The organism is Tenacibaculum discolor (assembly GCF_003664185.1).
Taxonomy (GTDB): domain Bacteria; phylum Bacteroidota; class Bacteroidia; order Flavobacteriales; family Flavobacteriaceae; genus Polaribacter; species Polaribacter discolor.
The window spans coordinates 294,388-313,142 of the sequence record NZ_RCCS01000005.1 but is presented as its reverse complement, the minus strand read 5'-3'; the positions used below and the strand labels follow the sequence as shown (position 1 = coordinate 313,142).

Here is an 18,755-nt window from a genome sequence, read left to right as displayed (position 1 = left end):
TAGAGTAAATTTACTACCTCGAGACAAAATCTCGAGGTAGTTTGTTAAAATTAAAACTCATTCAAAAAACATTAAAAATGAAAACCATTCACAAAGTACTGTTTACTACTGCTGTTGCTTCTTTAGGGGTTGTTGCGTGTAAAACAGACAAAAAGCCTGAAGAAAAAGTACAGGCAATTGTTTTAGAAAACATGGATACTTCGGTTAAACCAACCGATGATTTCTTTAGATATGTTAACGGTTCTTGGATTGACAATACTGAAATTCCAGCTGACGAAACTTCTTGGGGAGGTTTTAATCAGTTAAGAAAAACTACCACCAAAGATGTATTAGCTATTTTAAATAAAGCTATTGAAGAAGGTAACTTCCCAAAAGTAAAAGATGCTGAAGGAAAAGAAATAGATTCTGACCAAGAAAAAGCAGTAAACTACTACGAAACCATTATGGATACCGTAGCTAGAAATAAAGCTGGTAAAGATCCAGTACAACCTTTTCTTGAAAAAATTGAAGAAATTAAAGATTTAAACGACGTACAAACATTCATTACTAACATGGCTCCTTATGGAGGTGCTGGTTTTTATGGTTTTGGCGTATTTAACGACCTTAAGAACAGTAGTATGAATGCTGGTTACATGGGAGCTGGTGGACTTGGTTTATCAAGAGATTACTATGTGGATGAAAAGGTAAAAGACAAACTTGAAAAATATGAGGTATTTGTAGCTAAAATGTTACAAGAGTTTGGTGATGATGAGGCTACAGCTAAAAAGAATGCAGCAACTATTGTTGCTTTTGAAAAGAGTTTAGCTGAACCTAGAATGACAAAAGAAGAACGTAGAGATACTCGTAAAATTTACAACCCAATGACTCTTGCTGAATTAACTGAATTAGCTCCTGTAATTGATTGGGAAGCTCATTTAAAAGGAATTGGTGTTGATCTTGAAGGGTTAGATGGTGCTAAAGGTCTTGAAAAGATTATTGTTACAGATCCAGGTTACTTCAAAGCAATGAATGATGTGCTTAAGAATAGTCCTATTGAAACGGTTAAATTATCATTACGTTGGAATGCTATTAACAACTCATTAGGTTTATTGTCTACTGATTTAGAAAAAGCTAATTGGGAATTTTATAGCAAAGAAATGCGTGGTGCTAAACAACAACGCCCAAGAAACGAGCGTGCTTTAGCAAACTTAAATGGAGCTATTGGTGAGGCTTTAGGTAAATTATATGTAGATGAAAAGTTTCCACCTGAAGCGAAGCAAAAAGCTAAGGAAATGATTGATAACGTAATGTTAGGTTTTGAAAAACGTATTGCGCAATTACCTTGGATGAGTGCTGAAACTAAAGAAAAAGCTTTAGAAAAATTACACAAATTAACTGTTAAAATTGCATACCCTGATAAATGGAAAGACTACTCAGCTTTACTTGTTAAAGGATTAGATGAAGGTGGTACATATTTTGACAATGCTGTAAACGTTCGTAAATGGAACTTTGAAAAAGATATGGCTAAGTTAGGTAAAGAAGTGGATAGAACTGAATGGGGAATGTCTCCTCAAACAGTAAACGCTTACTTTAACCCTGTAAACAATGAAATCGTATTCCCAGCAGCAATTTTACAACCTCCTTTCTATAACTACAAAGCTGATGAAGCTGTAAATTATGGAGGAATTGGAGCTGTTATTGGTCACGAAATTTCTCATAGTTTTGATGATTCTGGTGCTCGTTTTGATGGTGACGGAAACTTAAAAAACTGGTGGACAGAACAAGATTCTGAAAAATTCAAAGAAGCTGGAAGTAAATTAATCAAGCAATATAGCGATATCGTTGCTATTGATAGCATGAACTTAAACGGTGAATTTACGTTAGGTGAAAATATCGGTGACTTAGGTGGTGTGCAAGCTGCTTATGAAGGATTACAAATTTTCTTAGAAAAGAATGGTCGTCCTGAAAACATTGATGGATTTACACCTGAACAACGTTTCTTCCTTTCTTGGGGAACTATTTGGAGAACTAAAATGCGTGATGAAGCATTGAAAAACTTAATCATGACAAACCCTCATGCTCCAGGGCAGTATAGAGCTTATATGCCTCTTAAAAACGTAGATGCTTTCTATGAAGCATTTGATGTTAAAGAAGGTGATAAAATGTACTTAAAACCAGAAGATCGTGTAAGAATTTGGTAAATTCAGCTAAAAAATAAGTACCTTTAAACCAGCGTTTTCACGCTGGTTTTTTTATTTTCAAAAATTAACAACAAGTATTGTGTATTTGAAAAAATAGTAAGTAATTCGCCCTCCTTAATTTTTAAAAGAATGAGACTAATTGGAAGGATTGAAAAAATATCCTTTTTAAACTGGGAAATAGAAGATTTACCAGTAAAAATTGATACAGGAGCCTATACTTCTGCAATACATTGCAAACATATTGAAGAAAAGGATGGTGTATTAGAGTTTATATTATTGTGCCCAAAAACAGAAAAATATAACAATAAATTGCTCCATACAACAAAGTATAAAGTTAAAAGCATAAGAAGCTCAAATGGAAAAAAACAAAAAAGATATGTTGTTTCCACATCTGCTGTTTTTTATGGTAAAAAATATAAAATAAAGTTATCGTTATCAGATAGAGGTAAAATGAATTACCCTGTATTAATTGGTAGAAAATTTTTAAACAAAAAATTTATTGTGGATGTTTCACAAAAAAACATCACTTCAAAAGAAATATAAAAAATGAAAATTGTTGTTCTTTCTAGAAACTCAAAATTATATTCAACCAAACGCTTAGTAGAAGCTGGCGAAAAAAGAGGTCATGAAATGGTCGTATTAGATCATACCAAATGTGATCTTATAATTGAAAAAAAGAAGCCTGCTATAGTATACAATCATGAGCTAATAACCGATGTTGATGCTATTATTCCACGTATTGGTGCTTCAGTTACTTTTTATGGTACTGCTGTTGTACGTCAATTCGAAATGATGAAAGTATTTTCTGCAGTAGAATCTCAAGCCTTAGTTAGATCTAGGGATAAGCTGAGTAGCTTACAAGTACTCTCTAGAGCGAATTTAGGGCTACCAAAAACCGTTTTTACTAATTACTCAAAAGACACCTCTGAAATTATTAAAAAAGTTGGTGGTGCTCCTTTGATTGTTAAGCTTTTAGAAGGAACACAAGGTTTAGGTGTTGTGTTAGCTGAAACCAAAAAAGCAGCTGAATCTGTTATAGAGGCTTTTAATGGCTTACAAGCACGTGTAATTGTTCAGGAGTATATCAAAGAAGCTAAAGGAGCAGATATCCGTGTTTTTGTAGTAGATGGAGTTGTTGTTGGAGCTATGAAGCGTCAAGGAAAGGAAGGAGAGTTTAGATCAAACTTACATAGAGGAGGAACTTCAGAAATTATAGAATTAACTGATGAAGAAGAAAACGCTGCTTTAAAAGCTGTAAAAGCCATGAAATTAGGTATCGCTGGTGTAGATATGTTACAATCAGATAGAGGTCCATTAATTTTAGAAGTTAATTCTTCTCCTGGTTTAGAAGGTATAGAAAAAGCTACTGGGAAAGATGTAGCAAAAAGTATTATACGCTACGTAGAAAGAAGTGCTTAAAAAAAACCGACATTAATAATGTCGGTTTTTTTATGTTTAATCTGCTAATTCCATACAGTTAAACCCTTTTTCTTTTACCTTATTTATAATATCAGCTTCTGTTGTAATATCTGTTGCCTCTATTCTTAAAACATTATCAACATCTTCAAGATCAATTGATACATTAATTATATTATTATCTTGATTAAATAACTGACGTATAGATTCTTCTTTCTTCTTTGTGTCAATATCGGTTCCATAAATGAATAGTTTCATAACTCACTGGTTTTTATTCTTGTTCCGTTTCTTTATTTAATTTGTCTACATATTTTCGATAAGCTTCACTACCTTCTTCTTCCCAAAACCTATCATAATGTTCCCAATCTGAAAAATTTCCTTTACAGTTCTTTTCAAAATGTGATTTAAATTTGTGTTTTCTTCTTTTGTTTGAATATTTCTTCGATTTATGTTTTCCTCCACATTCACTAGATGAAAATAAAATTTTAGCTAAAATAAATAGCCCTACTGCTTGCCAGTAGTTAATAACTGGTAACCCAAAAATATCTGGCATAAGGTTATTCCAAAGCCACATAATTGCATACCCAAAAAGTATTGCTAACACTAAAACTGCAATTATTCCGAATATTATTCTTCCTATAAATATTCCTGGAGACTCTCCATCTCTTCGTTCTTTAAACAAATTTTCCATTTTTTATTTTTATTTTTTGTTTTCAATTTTTCTCAGTAGAATTCCTAACGCTCTATGTCTTCTTGACATTAATGTTCCAACAGGTACTTCTAGTTCTTCCGATAGTTCTTTGTATGTATATCCTTCAAAATCAATAGCTATAATTATTTCCTTATATACTGGTTTAAGATTCATTATTTTTAGTTCTAGCTCCTTTTTCATTACTTCAGAATATGCATTATCAGGAGATCCATATAAAACCTCTGTAAATTCAATCAGTTTCATTTCATCAATATCTGAAGCCGAAGCTTCGTATTTCTTTTTTCTTAAATTATCAATGATTTTATTTTTTAAGGATCTATAAACAAAACTAGCTACATTGTTTATAGGTGAATTTCCACTTACTCCAGAAAACAACTTTAAAGCAACTTCTTGAATAATATCTTCTGCATCTTGATGAATACTTTGTTTAATTTTAGTTCCAACGTAAGACTTAAGAGCACCATATTCTTTATCAAAAAAGGCTTTTAATTTCTTTTTATTTTCCGTTTCTTGGTTCATTTACAGGCTTTCTTTGAGCTCCTCAATTATAAAGACGTACTTTTTCTTTTCTATTGCATTTTTTTTAAAAAACTTTTCATCCCATTTATAACAAATATACCTAGGTCTAATTCTTAAAAAAAGAATGTTTAGAGAGAAACTTGAAATGAAAAATCATGTTTATAATTTATCTTAGTCCTTTATGTATTTTTGCACCTATGCTACAAGTAAACAATATTTCATTTACCTATCCATCAAAAGAAAAAACTTTAGAAAACATCCATTTTACTTTACATAAAGGAGAACATTTATGTATAATGGGAGAAAGCGGATGTGGAAAATCTACTCTTTTAAAAATTGTATATGGTCTAATTGATATTGATAAAGGGGATTTATTTTGGAATGATATTCAAATTTTAGGTCCTGAGCATCATTTAGTTCCAGGAATGGAGTTTTTTAAATATGTCGCACAAGATTTTGATTTGATGCCTTTTACATCAGTAAGTGAAAATATTAAGAAGTTTTTATCTAGGTTTTACCCAAAAGAAGCTGAAGAAAGAACAAAAGAACTTCTTGAAGTTATTGAAATGACCGAATTGGCAAACGAAAAAGTTAAAAACTTAAGTGGTGGACAGCAACAAAGAGTAGCTATTGCTAGAGCCTTAGCTAAAGAACCAGAATTATTATTGTTAGATGAACCTTTTAGTCAAATAGATAACTTTAAAAAGAACTCGTTAAGAAGACGACTATTTGCATATTTAAAAAAGAAAAATATTGCTTGTATTGTAGCAACACATGACGGGAATGATGCACTTTCTTTTGCTGATACTATGATGGTTATTCGTAATCATCAAATTATTGCCCATGATAGCCCTTCAAACCTATATAAAAATCCGAAGGAAAAATACATTGCTTCTTTGTTTGATGACGTAAATGAGCTTACTATTAACAAACAAACATTACTACTTTACCCTAGTTTACTTGAGATTACTAAAGAAAAATCAAAACTAGAAGGAACTGTGTTGAAATCTTACTTTAAAGGTGGGTACTGGTTAATAGAAGTTGCATACAATAACCAATCAATTTTTATAAATCACTTTGAAAATATTGAGCATAAAAAAACAGTCTCTTTTAAGTTAAAAGAGACTGTTTAAACCAATAATAACTATCTCAATAATTATTACTCAACTATCTTAAAATAAATTATTTTTCTAAAAAAAATACACCCTTACCGTCTAAACACCAAAAGATAAAAGTGTATTATAGCTTCTTTTTCTGTTCTGGTTATAACAACCTTTCCAGAACTAAAACAAGTAACTTTTATTTTACCCTACCTTTTTTTCTAAAAAATTTCTTTTATGGTGTTTTTTGCTCCATTGAACTCAAAAGATTCTCCTTCCTTTTTCCCTAAAATTAACTTTCCTATAGGTGACGACGGAGAAACAGCAAAGTATTTTTTCTCTTTTACTATTAACAACCCTACACTCACACTAATAAAATAATTAATAGTTGAAGTTGTAACCACACTACCTAAATGGGCTACTTTTGAAATTGTATCTGTATTAATTTTAGCTAGTGTTTCTTTCATTTGAGCAATTCCACTAAGTTGTTGACTCGCTTTTTCCATTTCTAACTGTAGCATTGCTCTACCAGTTTCATGCTTATCTCCTGCTGAACTTTTTGTTTCAGCTTGCAAAGCTTGTTGATGAGAGGTAATTGTTTCTTCTACTGTTTGTAAACGTTTGTTTACAAACAACTCACATTGTTTATATAATTCCTCTTTAATATTTATTTTACCCATGTAAACATCATTATCATTAATCCACAAGTTCAGCTAACTCCTTCCCTACTAAGCTTCCAATGGCTACACCCATTCCACCTAAACGAACTCCACAAAACACATTATTTGAAAGCTGTTTTACAATAGTTTTTTTCTGATTTCCAACACCCATAATTCCACTCCAACGATGCTCTATTTCAAATTTAGTATTTGGTAAAATTGTTGTCTTTAAGACTTCTTCTAGCTTGTTTTGAATAAGTGCAGTTTGTCCAAATTCAGTCGTTTCTTCCCCTTTAAAATCAAGGTTTCTTCCTCCTCCAAACAAAATTCTATTATCAATATTTCTAAAATAATAATATCCTTTATCTAAGTGAAAAGTTCCTTTGATATGTAGATCTTTAATTGGCTTCGTAATTAATACTTGTGCTCTTGCTGGTTTTACATTTTCATTTAACAATTCATTTGCGAAGCCATTGGTAGCAATAAATAGCTTTTTTGTGTTAAATGTAATTTGGTTTGTTTCAACCACTACTTGCTCATTGCTTTCAATAAATTTTTCAACTTGAATGTTGTTAATAATTTTTATTCCTGAAGACAATACCTTTTCTAACAACTTTGCAGCCATTTTACCAGTATCAATCTGGCCTTCAAATTGATTGGTTATGTAGTTTTTATGGATGTTTTGAAAGCTAAACTTATTATAATCTACCGTAAAAACATCTGAATTAAATAATGGTTGTAAAAGCTTGTTAATTGTTTCTTTTTTATACAAACAAGATTCATATAACTCGTTTGTTAAAAACAATTCATAACCTTTATTTTGTTGAAAATCGATGTTTTTATCACCTAACGTAGTTCTTAAAAGCTGTAATCCTTCCCATCGTTTTTTTACCAAGTTAAAAACCTCTTCTTCTGTATGTGTTTGTAAATCATCGATTAATTCTGATAAACTCCCAAAGCAAGCAAAACCTGCATTTTTAGTACTAGCTCCTTGTGGTAACATTCCTTTTTCTAAAACTAGAATTTTTGCCTTGGGGTATTTTTCTCGTAACTGTAGCGCACAATTTAATCCCACAATTCCACTTCCTACTACAGTAAAATCAATATTTGTAAACCATTCTTTTAGTTCCCAGTAACTGAAATTCAATATCATATAAATCTGATTATATTTGTGACTTGGCACACTCCTTGAATGTCTAAATTTAAACATTAAAAAACAACTCTATGAAATTAATTGGAATCTTAATTTTAGCTTTAAGCTTTACGAAATGCGCAAGTGTAAAAATGGAAAATAATCACCCTTTCAAAATAGAATCAGCAAGTTATTCTCATGTAACAGGAGGTGTAAAAGGTAGTTATAACTCAACTAACTTGATTATTAATTTTACTGCTGAAAAACCTGTTAATTTTCAAAAAGTATACTTTCAAAACAAAATAACTGAAGCTGTTGTTGAGCAACATAACGATAAACAATATATCGCTGCACGTTATAAAACCTCATCTAATGATAGAAAAGATATCATTTTACATGCGGATCCTAAAAAAGAGTTTGGAAATACCCCTAATACTCCTACAGAAGAATTTCCTTTTGAGTTAAAAGAGAATGAAGCAATGATTTCTTATATAAAAGGAGAGGAAACATACTACGTTAAAGTAGAAAACATTGTAAAAAAAGATAAGGTTTTTATGCAATAAAAATCTTAGCATAAAATAGTTTGGAACACCTCTTTTTTGAGGTGTTTTTTATTTTTGGCACGTAATTTGAAAACTTATAAGCATAACCATAAAACGAATGCTTATGAAACGTATAAAATTACTTTTAGTACTACTTATTAGTAGTGTAACACTTACGTCGTGTGTTGTAAGAAATGAAATTGTGGATGATGGTTTTTCATTAAACGAATATATTTCAAGTTATGATTTATGGTATGTAGATTATCACAGAACAACAGGTAGTGGCGAAGTTCCTTTTTTATCAAGAGCTTTTACTATTTCTTTTTTAAACGGAACCATGTATGCAAATAACAATATTGTAGATATTGGTAAAACAGGAAATGGTTTTGGAATAGCTGTAGGTAACTATGGTACATACGGAACCGTTTTAGAAACTCGTCATGATGTAGATGGTTATTTTGAATTTGATGTAGTACAACTTTCTAGTAACGAAATTAGAATTGATGATTTATCTCAGAATGTCAGTTATTATTTAGTAGGTTACCAAGTAAACACTTTTGATTATGACATGTTGTTCTACGATAATATTGAGTATTTTTTACAAGAGTTTGAAGCTTGGGAAAGAACTGAAAGGTTTAATGGTGTTGAAAACCCATTTGATTATGAAAATTATTTACAGTTTACTCCTGAAAATGATGTAACATTCTACTCGTCTCACGACCCTTTTGGCACAAATATTGATTACATAAGTTGGGACTTTAAAGGAAGCTATATAGTTCGTGATGTTCAGGGTGAAGAAAATTTAAAATATTTAACACTTAATTATGATAACGGAGATACTGAAGAGTTTGATTTAACCGTTATAAATGACGAAACAATAAGGTTATACCATGTTAGTTCACAAACAACATATGTTTTTTCTGGAAGAGGATTTATACAGTATCTAAAAGGAGAAAAAACAAGTACTGCTAAACCAGCTGTAAGAAATAGTGGTAGAAAGCGTACTAAAATAGAAAGAGAAACAGTTCCGAAAAGGAAATAAAAATAAAGTTTGGTTAGTTGATTTTTGGTTGGTGTAGTAGCCAACTAAAAGGAACCGCTCCGCAAGGGGCGGTTTTTCATTTTATAATAGTAGCTTAACATAAAAAACTTTACCTTTATACAAAACAAAACACCATGCAACAAACTGCTTTAATTACAGGAGCAACCTCAGGTATTGGTAAGGCAACCGCTCAACTTTTTGCTAAGAATAACATTAACTTAATTATTTGTGGTAGACGTATAGAAAAGCTACAAAAGCTTCAACAAGAACTATCACAATTTACCAAAGTACATATACTTCAGTTTGATGTTCGTTATAATGAAGAAGTACAAAATGCTATCAATAGTTTACCTGATGAATTTAAACATATTGATATTCTTATTAACAATGCTGGTAATGCTCATGGATTAGACAGCATTCAAAATGGAAATATTGAAGATTGGGACGCTATGATTGACGGAAACGTAAAAGGTCTTTTATATGTTTCAAAAGCAATTATTCCTCAAATGGTAGAGCGTAACAACGGCTTTATTGTAAATATTGGTTCTATTGCAGGAAAAGATGTGTACCCTAATGGAAATGTGTATTGTGCATCAAAGTTCGCTGTAAACGCTTTAAATAAGGGAATGCGTATTGATTTAAACCAACATAATATTCGCGTAAGCGCTATTCATCCTGGGTTGGTAGAAACTGAATTTTCTGACGTTCGTTTTAAAGGAGATTCTGAAAGAGCTAAAACCGTATATCAAGGCTACAAAGCATTGCAACCTGAAGATATTGCAGATATTATTCACTTTGTAGTTACACGTCCGTACCATGTTAATATTGAAGATTTAATCGTATATCCTACAGCACAAGCTAGTGCAACTATAGTAAACAAAAATGCTTAAGTTGTGATTAACAAACGGCTTTTGATTAAAAATTTATTGTCTCATAACGATGAGAATAGTTTCTATGATAAAAAACAAAAGTTATCCTTAGGCTCTAAAGAAGGAAAAGCTAAGTTTATAAAACATGTTTGTGCTCTTTCTAATTCTAACCCTAACAACAATTCTTATATTGTTATTGGTATTGAAGATGAAGAAAATAAAATTATTGGTGTAGATTTTTACGATGATAGTAAAATCCAAAATTTGGTAAATGCTTATCTGAATAATCCACCAAAAATAGAATACGAGAATGTTCCTTTTCCTCGTTTGCAACGTCATAAAGTAATTGGCTTAGTAACTATTTACCCTACTAAATTAATTACCTCTTTATCTAAAAATGCGTGGAAGTATCGTAGAGGTACAATTTTTTATCGTAGAGGTAGCAACTCTATGCCTACTGAGAAAAACTTTATTATTAAAAACAACAATAAAGCTATTGTTGAAGCTATTGAAAAAAATGCTAGTAACAATATCAAATTAACTCTCGATGGTGTTTTTGATTTTATAGACAAACATAAGCCAGAATACAATCCGCAATACAAGGTATTTAAAGAACAATTTGTGCTCTGTTGGGCAGGAAAAAAGAAGATTATAAATAATGAAGAATTTTTTACGCGAGTTGATATTGAATTAGTAAACGAGCAAGTTCGTTTATTTTTTTCTGCATTAGATGATGTGCAAATTAGTTACAACGAACAATCGTTTATTATTACTGAATACATTGTTTTAGGAATTGATAAGAGTGAAAAAAGTTATCCGTTAGAAAAAACGATTATCAATTTTAAAGATAATGGAAAGCATGATATTGTTACAGAATTTCTTTTTGAAGCTCCTCAATATCATAACGATATTTTACAGCTCATTTACAACAATAACAATAGTATTGTTTCTAAGATTGTGAGAAAAAAGCCGCTTTCGGTTATTGAACATGAAGATGTGTATCGATTACCTACCTCCTACTTAATCTGCTATTTAAATGGATTTGAAAATGCTCCTCAACAACTAAAAAAAGCAAAAAATTATATTAAAAACCTCGAAGATAAAACCACCTACATAAAATATAAAGAGGCTATGCGAATTATACGTAAGGTGAAGTATAGTTAGTTTTTTATCTAATTAAGATAATACTTCTTTTATATTTCATTTTTTATTTTAAATTTGTAACCAATGTGTAATGTTGTGTAATATGGTTATAAAAGGATACTATTCGATTTCAGAGGCAGCTGATGTGTTGGGCAAAAGTAAAGAAACTTTACGAAGATGGGATAGAGAAGGAAAGTTAAATGCTGTTCGCGAACCCATGAGCAATTATCGGGTTTATAAAAAAGAAGATATAAACTCTCTTTTAAAGCCATTAATTACTGAAATAGATGAAAATATCGATAATACTGAAACTCCACTCAAAGAATATAAAGTACTAGAGTTATTTGCTGGAGCAGGTGGTCTTGCTATTGGTTTAGAACAATCAGGAATAAAATGTGCTGCTCTTAACGAAATAGACAAATGGGCTTGTGAAACATTAAGAAAAAACAGACCTCAATGGAATGTTTTAGAAGGAGATATTAAATCTTTCAATTTTGAAAAATATAAAAATAAAGTTGAAATTGTTACTGGTGGTTTTCCTTGTCAAGCATTTAGTTATGCTGGAAAAAAACTAGGTTTAGAAGATGCTAGAGGAACTTTGTTTTATGAGTTTGCTAGAGTTGTTCAAGAGGTAAACCCTATCATCTGTATTGGTGAAAACGTAAAAGGTTTGCTTTCTCATGAAAAAGGAAAAACACTTCAAGGAATGATTTCTATTTTAGATGAAATTGGATATAACGTAGTTCCTGTACAAGTTTTAAAAGCTATTAATTATAATGTTCCACAAAAAAGAGAACGCTTAATTTTAGTAGGAGTTAGAAAAGATATTGATATTAAATATGAATATCCAACCCCTTACAATACTATTTATAATTTATCTGACGCATTAAAAAAAGGAAAGTTATATGATAAAAATGTTCCTAACTCACAAGGTTCAAAATACCCTGAACATAAAAAACAAATTTTAGATTTAGTTCCTCCTAAAGGATATTGGAGAGATTTACCAATAGATATCCAAAAAGAATATATGGGAAAAAGTTTTTATTTAGGTGGTGGAAAGACAGGTATGGCAAGAAGAATTGGTTGGGATGAACCTTGTTTAACATTAACGTGTAGCCCAGCTCAAAAACAAACTGAGCGGTGTCATCCTGATGAAACTCGCCCATTTACTGTTAGAGAATATGCACGTATTCAGACTTTTCCTGATAGTTGGGAATTTGCAGGTTCAGTTTCACAACAATACAAACAAATTGGTAATGCTGTACCTTGTAATTTAGGAAAGGAAATAGGGTATTCTATAATTAAATTTTTGAATAAGTATTATTCAAAAATAAACAAGTCTGACTCTTCTATTTCTTTAGCTAAAGCCATATAACCTTTTTGGAAAAAATCCTCAGTATCTATATTTAAAATCATTAAATCAAGACTGGAAACTAATTTGCTATAAAAATTGGGGTAACCTGTAAGTCTATGCCAGAATTCTTTTCCTATAATTACAGGAAATTGTTCATCTATTTTTTTGTAGTGTTGACTTAATTGACCCTCTTCTCCATAAAGAACACCTAGTATTAAATCAGAATTATTTAAATTCATTGAATTAGTTCTTGCTAAGTTCGTTACAGTAGTAAATTCTTTTAGTAATGGATTTACATCTCCAGAATTAATAGTATTTGGTCCTGATTTAAGTTGACACCACTTTCGTCTTCCATCAATTTTATCTGTAAATTCAATATCCATTCCTTTAATTAAAGATCCTTCAGCTAATCCAAGACCAACAAACATACTTTGTATCTTAGTTCCAAAAGAAGTATTTATTGAAGTACCTAATACTCTAGGATAATATAGTGCTTTAGCTATCCCTATAGATGTAAAATCATTATCTAGGACTTTAGATAAATACTTTACAATGATTGGATTGATTTTGTAATTTTTAAGTTTTGAATTCTTTTTTAAAGAGTTAATCTTATAGTTTTCAAAAATTTCCTCTTTAAAATATTTTGTTATAATTTCTAAAAGTTCTTCTTCATTCATACTTCAAATATATACTTTTTATTTACTACAAGTTTAAAATTATATTACCTCAACACTAATTGTACAATCGTAATTATCCCAATTAATAGGACAAATGACAAAGACAATTTTCTAAATTTAGATTGTGGTATATAAACTAATATTTTCTTTCCTATAAACGAACCTACTAATCCTATTACGAATAAAAAAGGCACATATTTTAAGTCGTGATCGTGGATATAACCATTGTTATAATAGACAAATGTTCTTGAAAAATCGATCATAAAGTCTATAAAAGCAGAAGTTGCTATAAACACACTCTTTTCTAAATTAAAAGCTGCCATAGTTAAACCTCTAATTGCCCCTCCTGTTCCTAACAACCCAGCAGAAAAACCAGAGAAAGAACCTCCAACAATAGCATTTTTTCTGTTTGGAGAAATAGTAAACTTACTTTTAATTAGGAAGAATGCACTAAATGCAACTAAAAACAGTCCTAAAAATATTTCTAAATATGTACTGTTTAGATGCTTTGATAATACTCCTCCTAAAATCACAAAAACGACAGAAGGAATTCCGATGTTTATCAACAACTTCTTATCTAATCCTTTTTTAAACAAAAATATTTTACTCACATTACTCGACAAGTGAAAAATAGCTGTAAGCCCTAAAACAGAATAAAAATCGAAATAAAAATTTCCTAAAGGAACAAAGAAAACTGATGATCCGAAGCCACCTATTGTTCCAATAACTTCAGCTACTAAAGCTAATAGTAAAAATATGAAGTTAATATCTTTCATTGTTTTTTATTCTAACATAGCAACCACTCTTGCTGGTGCAGCAGAAGCTCCTACAATTTTTAACGGAAATACCGCTACTTTAAATCCAGTTAACGGTAATACATCTAAATTTACCAATTGTTCCATATGACAATATTCCTTATTCTGTCCTACCAAATGCCCTTCCCAAAACAATTCAGAATTATTAGTTTCTTTTGCTTTTTGAATCATGTACGGAAGTGGTAAATCCCATCCCCAAGCATCAATTCCCATCACTTTAATTCCTTTATCAATCAACCACTCTGTTGCTTTTGCACTTACTCCAGTACCTTTTTTATGAAAGTCTTTTGTTCCGTTAAATTTATCGCGTCCAGTTTTAATCAATACAATCATATTTGGTTGTATTTCTAGCTGATTTTCTTCTAAGAATTGTTGAATATCTTCTACAGTAATCGGGTCAAAATCTACCTTATGTTTCATATCAATCACAATACCTTCTCCAAAACACCAATCTAACGGCACTTCATCTATCGTTTTTGCTTTTTCACCATTTACAGTAGGAGAATAATGCCAAGGTGCATCAATATGCGTTGTAGAGTGTACTCCCATTTTTTGAATTGTATCATCTGCCCATCCTGTAAAGTTTTTAGGAAAAAGCTTGAATGGTAACCCTAGTATTCTAATTAGCCATTTTGCTTTATGGTGTGGTTTATGTTTTATTTTAACTTTCATAAACCAAGGATCTTGTTTGTTATACTGAATAGGTTTGGATAGATCGATAATTTTCATAGTAACGTTAGTTGTTACAAACAAAGATAAAAGAAAATCCCTCGCTTTTTTGCGAGGGACTTATATTGTTTATTTGTTACTCATTTCGAAGACTATTTTACCTCCATTTGCAATATCTTGATGGCTTAACAAAAAGTTGTCTAACTTCTTACCATTAACGGTCACGCTTTTTACATACACATTTTCTTTACTTTGGTTTTTTGCCATAATTTTAAGCGTTTTTCCACTTTCTAAATGGATAGTCGCTTCTTTTACGTTTGGGCTTCCCAAAGCATAGTAAGGCGATCCTGGAGTTACTGGGTAAAAACCTAAACTACTAAAAATATACCATGCACTCATTTGCCCCGCATCGTCGTTTCCACATAATCCTTCTACAGTATCTGCATACATTGTATCCATAATCATACGAACACGTTGTTGTGTTTTTTCTGGGTGCCCTGTCCAGTTATATAAATACGGAATATGATGACCTGGTTCATTACCATGTACATAATTACCTATAATTCCATCTCTCGTAATATCTTCATGATGTGCGATATATTTATCTTCTATATCAGTAGTAAAAAGTTCATCTAATTGTTTACTAAATTTTTCTTTACCTCCCATCATTTCAATCATATTATCAATATTTTGAGGTACGTATAACCCATAATTCCATGCATTTCCTTCTATAAAACCTTGACCGTGGGTATCCATAGGATCAAAATTCTCTCTAAACTTTCCATTAGATAACTTAGGACGCATAAAACCTATCGTTGGATCATACACGTTTTTATAATATTCAGCTCTCGCTAAATACTCATTTTCTACATCCCTATCTCCTACTTTATTAGCTATTTGAGCAATACACCAATCATTGTAGGCATATTCTAGTGTTTTTGAAACAGATGAACCACTTTTATCTTCTGGAACATATTTGTAATCCATATAGTCTCCTATTCCATCAAAATACCTAACAGTAGCTGTATTAGTTGAAGCTTTAAGTGCATGATTTACATCAAAATTTCCTACGTTTTTTGCTAACGCATCTGCAATTACAGATGTTGCATGATAACCTATCATACACCAATTTTCATTCGCATAATGACTCCAAATAGGTAGCATTTTATGAACGCTTTGATCATGATGTGCTAACATAGATTTTATCATGTCGTTATTTCGTTGTGGTTGTGTGATATTATATAGTGGATGTAAAGCTCTATAGGTGTCCCAGAGTGAAAAAATAGTATAGTTTGTAAATCCTTCTGAAGTATAAATATTTTGATCTAACCCACGGTATTTTCCATCAACATCTTCATATAAAATGGGAGATAAATTTGTGTGATATAATGCCGTATAGAATGTTGTTTTTTCTTTTTCTGAAATAGTTTCTATATCGATTTTATTAAGCTCTTTATTCCATTTATTTTTAGTTTTTTCTTTTGTTTTATTGAAATCCCAATGAGGAATTTCAGTATTTAAATTATTAAGTGCCCCATTAGTACTTACAGGTGATAAAGCAAATTTCACCTTAATTTTCTCTCCTTCTTCAGTATCAAAATTAAAATAGGCTCTAATATCTTTTCCTGCCATTTCAGGAAAGTTTTCATTTTGTTTAAATTTTCTATAAAAACCATCATAGGCTTCCTTATTGTATTTTTTATGTCCGTAACTTTTAAATGGTTTAGAAAATTCCATAGCAAAGAACACTTTTTTTGTTCTAGCCCAACCTTTAGTTTGCCTATAACCCGTTACCAATGAATCGTTTTCAACGCGGATAAATGTCCATACATTTTTGTTATCATGATGATATACATTGTATACTAAATCTAGAATAATGTGTACGTTGTCTGATTTTGGAAACGTATATTGATGAAAACCTACACGCTCACTTGCAGTAAGCTCAGCTTTAATATTATAACTATCTAAGTTTACTTCATAAAACCCAGGTGAAGCTTTTTCTGTATCATGTGAAAAAGTAGAGTAAAAACCTTTGGTTCTTTCTTTTGTTTTTAGTGGATCTAAAACTAAATCACCAGTAGTTGGCATTACTAAAAAATCTCCAAGGTCAGCATGTCCTGTTCCACTAAAGTTTGTGTGTGCAAAACCAATAATGGTTGAGTCTTTATATTGATATCCTGCACAATATTCATATGTTTCTTTATTATACCTCCCTTCTTCATCAAACATTACCTCAAAATTTGTTTGAGGACTTAATTGTACCATACCAAAAGGAGCTGTTGCACCTGGAAAAACATGTCCCATTTTACTGGTTCCAATTAAAGGGTTTACATATTTTGCGTAATCTTTTAAATCCGTACTCTCTTTTATTGTTTTTTTAGAGTTTTTGCTACATCCTATACCTAATAAAAGTATAAAAAGAAGAAATAATAAGCTTGTTATTTTTTTCATATCGTTAATAAATACAATTGATAACACTAAAAAAATAAAAAAAAATCATAAATATTGATTTGAATTTCTAAATTCATAAAAAAAGAGAATTCTAAACTTATTGTTTTTTTTTGTTTTATAATAAACATGCAAGAAAAAAATCCCTTATAAAATACAAAGGATTTTTATCATTCGTTTATAATCTTTTACTTTCCTCCGTCTAAATCGTCTTGCCAATTTTTTAGCTCTTGCCATTTACCTTCGTAAGCTAGTTTTGCTTGTTTAGGCCATGTATTAGGTTTATGAGCTCTATAACGATCTCCTCCACTTTTTAATACTTCTTGGCATTTTTCTACAGATGTTTCTGATAACAACTTCCAGGTATTGATATTAAAATTATGAAAAAGTTCTTCTATTTTTGGTCCAATTCCTTCTACTATTTTTAAATCATTCTCTTTTATTTTTTTACCAAAAACCTTTTTAACTTCATCTATATTAAATGATGTTTGTTCTTCAGATATAGAAGATGTTGCATTAGATTTTGCTGTTTTTAAATCATTTTCAAGTACCGATTTACTTTCTTTACAGTTCCTTAAACTCGATTCTAGCTTTGCTATTTTATTTTTTAAGAGTACTATTTCATCTTTCTTAATGTTTTTACTAGACAATTTACCTATTAAATAGCCTAAAAAAGTAGTAATAAGTCCTACTAATAGTGGAATTAATATACACCAATTCATAGTTTCTGTTTTAAGTTTATATTAGTTGATTATGGTTTTTTATTCTCAAGTATTTCTTGCTGTTCTTTTCCAATTGTAAGGCATTGTTTTTTACAACATAAATACCAACAAAGTACAGTTCCAGCCGTTATAGTTAGAAAAACACCGAATAAATAAGTTGATCTCTTACTCATTTTAAAAATAGTTAATTAACTGATTGTTAATTTATTAAAAATTATTCAATCTATTAAGAGATTTTTAAGAGTATATCTTAAATAATTGTTAAGTGTGTATATTTTTTGAAACGTTTTTTTTTTATAGGCGTCTTTTAGCTGTAACCTAATCTTAAAATAAAAACTTAACATCATGAAAAAATTTGTATTAACTGCTTTAGCAATCGCTTTATCTTTCGGAACTATTACTGCTGCTTCAACTTCATATGAGGCTCCTGTTAAAACTAACCTAGAATACCCTAACGTAAGCACTTTTTGTAAATTAATTAGAGCTGGAAACTTTGAAGCTGTGAAGGCTATGGTTGAAAACGGAACAGATATTAACAGAAAATCTACTGGATTAACTCCTTTAATGTTTGCTGCTAGATATAACAAAGCAGATATTGTTCAATTATTAATTGATAGTGGAGCAAAATTAAAAGTAAAATCAGAAAGAGGATATACTGCCTTAGAATATGCTAAAATGTCGAAAGCACATGAAGCTTATAAAGCTATTGCAGCGGCTTTAGAAAAATAATATAGCCACCAACTTAGTTAAAAACAA

Annotated in this window: 20 protein-coding genes; 10 read left to right on the top strand and 10 right to left on the bottom strand. The window is 30.6% G+C overall.

What is annotated here, in order from left to right:
* Positions 1-77: 77 nt before the first annotated feature.
* The 3 genes from C8N27_RS04910 (at position 78) to rimK (ending at position 3,599) form a co-directional block, all read left to right on the top strand.
* The gene (locus C8N27_RS04910; protein WP_121146500.1) at positions 78-2,180 is read left to right on the top strand and encodes a M13 family metallopeptidase; all 2,103 of its coding nucleotides are present in this window, start codon (positions 78-80) and stop codon (positions 2,178-2,180) included.
* 129 nt (positions 2,181-2,309) lie between these two features.
* The gene (locus C8N27_RS04905; protein WP_099214970.1) at positions 2,310-2,723 is read left to right on the top strand and encodes an ATP-dependent zinc protease family protein; all 414 of its coding nucleotides are present in this window, start codon (positions 2,310-2,312) and stop codon (positions 2,721-2,723) included.
* A 3-nt stretch (positions 2,724-2,726) separates the two neighbouring features.
* On the top strand, positions 2,727-3,599 hold the full coding sequence (gene rimK / locus C8N27_RS04900; protein WP_099214969.1) for a 30S ribosomal protein S6--L-glutamate ligase: 873 nt from the start codon (positions 2,727-2,729) through the stop codon (positions 3,597-3,599).
* A 36-nt stretch (positions 3,600-3,635) separates the two neighbouring features.
* Here rimK and C8N27_RS04895 read toward each other — a convergent pair whose 3' ends face one another.
* From C8N27_RS04895 to C8N27_RS04885, 3 genes are read right to left on the bottom strand one after another with little or no spacing between them, the layout of a single operon-like run.
* The gene (locus tag C8N27_RS04895; RefSeq protein WP_099214968.1) at positions 3,636-3,854 is read right to left on the bottom strand and encodes a methyltransferase type 11; all 219 of its coding nucleotides are present in this window, start codon (positions 3,852-3,854) and stop codon (positions 3,636-3,638) included.
* Positions 3,855-3,867: 13 nt separating this feature from the next.
* On the bottom strand, positions 3,868-4,287 hold the full coding sequence (locus C8N27_RS04890) for a hypothetical protein (protein WP_099214967.1): 420 nt from the start codon (positions 4,285-4,287) through the stop codon (positions 3,868-3,870).
* Positions 4,288-4,296: 9 nt separating this feature from the next.
* Positions 4,297-4,827 carry an RNA polymerase sigma factor gene (locus C8N27_RS04885; protein WP_121146499.1) on the bottom strand — a complete coding sequence of 177 codons (531 nt, stop codon included), beginning with the start codon at positions 4,825-4,827 and terminating at the stop codon, positions 4,297-4,299.
* A 197-nt stretch (positions 4,828-5,024) separates the two neighbouring features.
* On the opposite strand from C8N27_RS04885, the gene C8N27_RS04880 reads away from it, so the two are divergent.
* Positions 5,025-5,960 carry an ABC transporter ATP-binding protein gene (locus C8N27_RS04880; protein WP_121146498.1) on the top strand — a complete coding sequence of 312 codons (936 nt, stop codon included), beginning with the start codon at positions 5,025-5,027 and terminating at the stop codon, positions 5,958-5,960.
* 188 nt (positions 5,961-6,148) lie between these two features.
* On the opposite strand, the gene C8N27_RS04875 is transcribed toward C8N27_RS04880, so the two are convergent.
* Both C8N27_RS04875 and C8N27_RS04870 read right to left on the bottom strand, forming a co-directional pair.
* Complete coding sequence (locus tag C8N27_RS04875; RefSeq protein WP_121146497.1) at positions 6,149-6,607, bottom strand: GreA/GreB family elongation factor; 459 nt, start codon at positions 6,605-6,607, stop codon at positions 6,149-6,151.
* Positions 6,608-6,623: 16 nt separating this feature from the next.
* A complete protein-coding gene (locus C8N27_RS04870; protein ID WP_121146496.1) occupies positions 6,624-7,733 on the bottom strand; it encodes an NAD(P)/FAD-dependent oxidoreductase in 1,110 nt (369 codons plus the stop codon).
* 77 nt (positions 7,734-7,810) lie between these two features.
* Here C8N27_RS04870 and C8N27_RS04865 point away from each other — a divergent pair, with 77 nt between their 5' ends.
* The 5 genes from C8N27_RS04865 (at position 7,811) to dcm (ending at position 12,689) form a co-directional block, all read left to right on the top strand.
* Positions 7,811-8,281: a hypothetical protein gene (locus C8N27_RS04865; RefSeq protein ID WP_099214964.1), complete on the top strand. Its 471-nt coding sequence runs from the start codon at positions 7,811-7,813 to the stop codon at positions 8,279-8,281.
* A 103-nt stretch (positions 8,282-8,384) separates the two neighbouring features.
* Positions 8,385-9,302, top strand: coding sequence for a hypothetical protein (locus C8N27_RS04860; RefSeq protein WP_121146495.1), 918 nt, complete (start codon positions 8,385-8,387; stop codon positions 9,300-9,302).
* Positions 9,303-9,436: 134 nt separating this feature from the next.
* Positions 9,437-10,192 (top strand): SDR family NAD(P)-dependent oxidoreductase, encoded by a 756-nt coding sequence (locus C8N27_RS04855; RefSeq protein WP_121146494.1) that lies wholly within the window; start codon positions 9,437-9,439, stop codon positions 10,190-10,192.
* A gap of 3 nt (positions 10,193-10,195) precedes the next feature.
* Positions 10,196-11,335: an ATP-binding protein gene (locus C8N27_RS04850; RefSeq protein WP_121146493.1), complete on the top strand. Its 1,140-nt coding sequence runs from the start codon at positions 10,196-10,198 to the stop codon at positions 11,333-11,335.
* An 82-nt stretch (positions 11,336-11,417) separates the two neighbouring features.
* The gene (gene dcm, locus C8N27_RS04845; protein WP_121146492.1) at positions 11,418-12,689 is read left to right on the top strand and encodes a DNA (cytosine-5-)-methyltransferase; all 1,272 of its coding nucleotides are present in this window, start codon (positions 11,418-11,420) and stop codon (positions 12,687-12,689) included.
* On the opposite strand, the gene C8N27_RS04840 is transcribed toward dcm, so the two are convergent.
* From C8N27_RS04840 to C8N27_RS04820, 5 genes are all read right to left on the bottom strand, one after another.
* A complete protein-coding gene (locus C8N27_RS04840; RefSeq protein ID WP_121146491.1) occupies positions 12,635-13,345 on the bottom strand; it encodes a PmeII family type II restriction endonuclease in 711 nt (236 codons plus the stop codon). The genes dcm and C8N27_RS04840 overlap by 55 nt on opposite strands.
* Positions 13,346-13,389: 44 nt before the next feature.
* Positions 13,390-14,121 carry a sulfite exporter TauE/SafE family protein gene (locus C8N27_RS04835; RefSeq protein WP_121146490.1) on the bottom strand — a complete coding sequence of 244 codons (732 nt, stop codon included), beginning with the start codon at positions 14,119-14,121 and terminating at the stop codon, positions 13,390-13,392.
* A gap of 6 nt (positions 14,122-14,127) precedes the next feature.
* Positions 14,128-14,889 carry a cyclase family protein gene (locus C8N27_RS04830; RefSeq protein ID WP_099214958.1) on the bottom strand — a complete coding sequence of 254 codons (762 nt, stop codon included), beginning with the start codon at positions 14,887-14,889 and terminating at the stop codon, positions 14,128-14,130.
* A 69-nt stretch (positions 14,890-14,958) separates the two neighbouring features.
* A complete protein-coding gene (locus tag C8N27_RS04825; RefSeq protein ID WP_121146489.1) occupies positions 14,959-17,280 on the bottom strand; it encodes a GH92 family glycosyl hydrolase in 2,322 nt (773 codons plus the stop codon).
* Positions 17,281-17,465: 185 nt separating this feature from the next.
* Entirely contained in the window at positions 17,466-17,999 is a 534-nt protein-coding gene (locus C8N27_RS04820; protein ID WP_121146488.1) for a hypothetical protein, read from the bottom strand.
* A 345-nt stretch (positions 18,000-18,344) separates the two neighbouring features.
* Between C8N27_RS04820 and C8N27_RS04815 the strand changes: the two genes are divergently transcribed.
* A complete protein-coding gene (locus tag C8N27_RS04815; RefSeq protein ID WP_121146487.1) occupies positions 18,345-18,728 on the top strand; it encodes an ankyrin repeat domain-containing protein in 384 nt (127 codons plus the stop codon).
* Positions 18,729-18,755 lie beyond the last annotated feature (27 nt).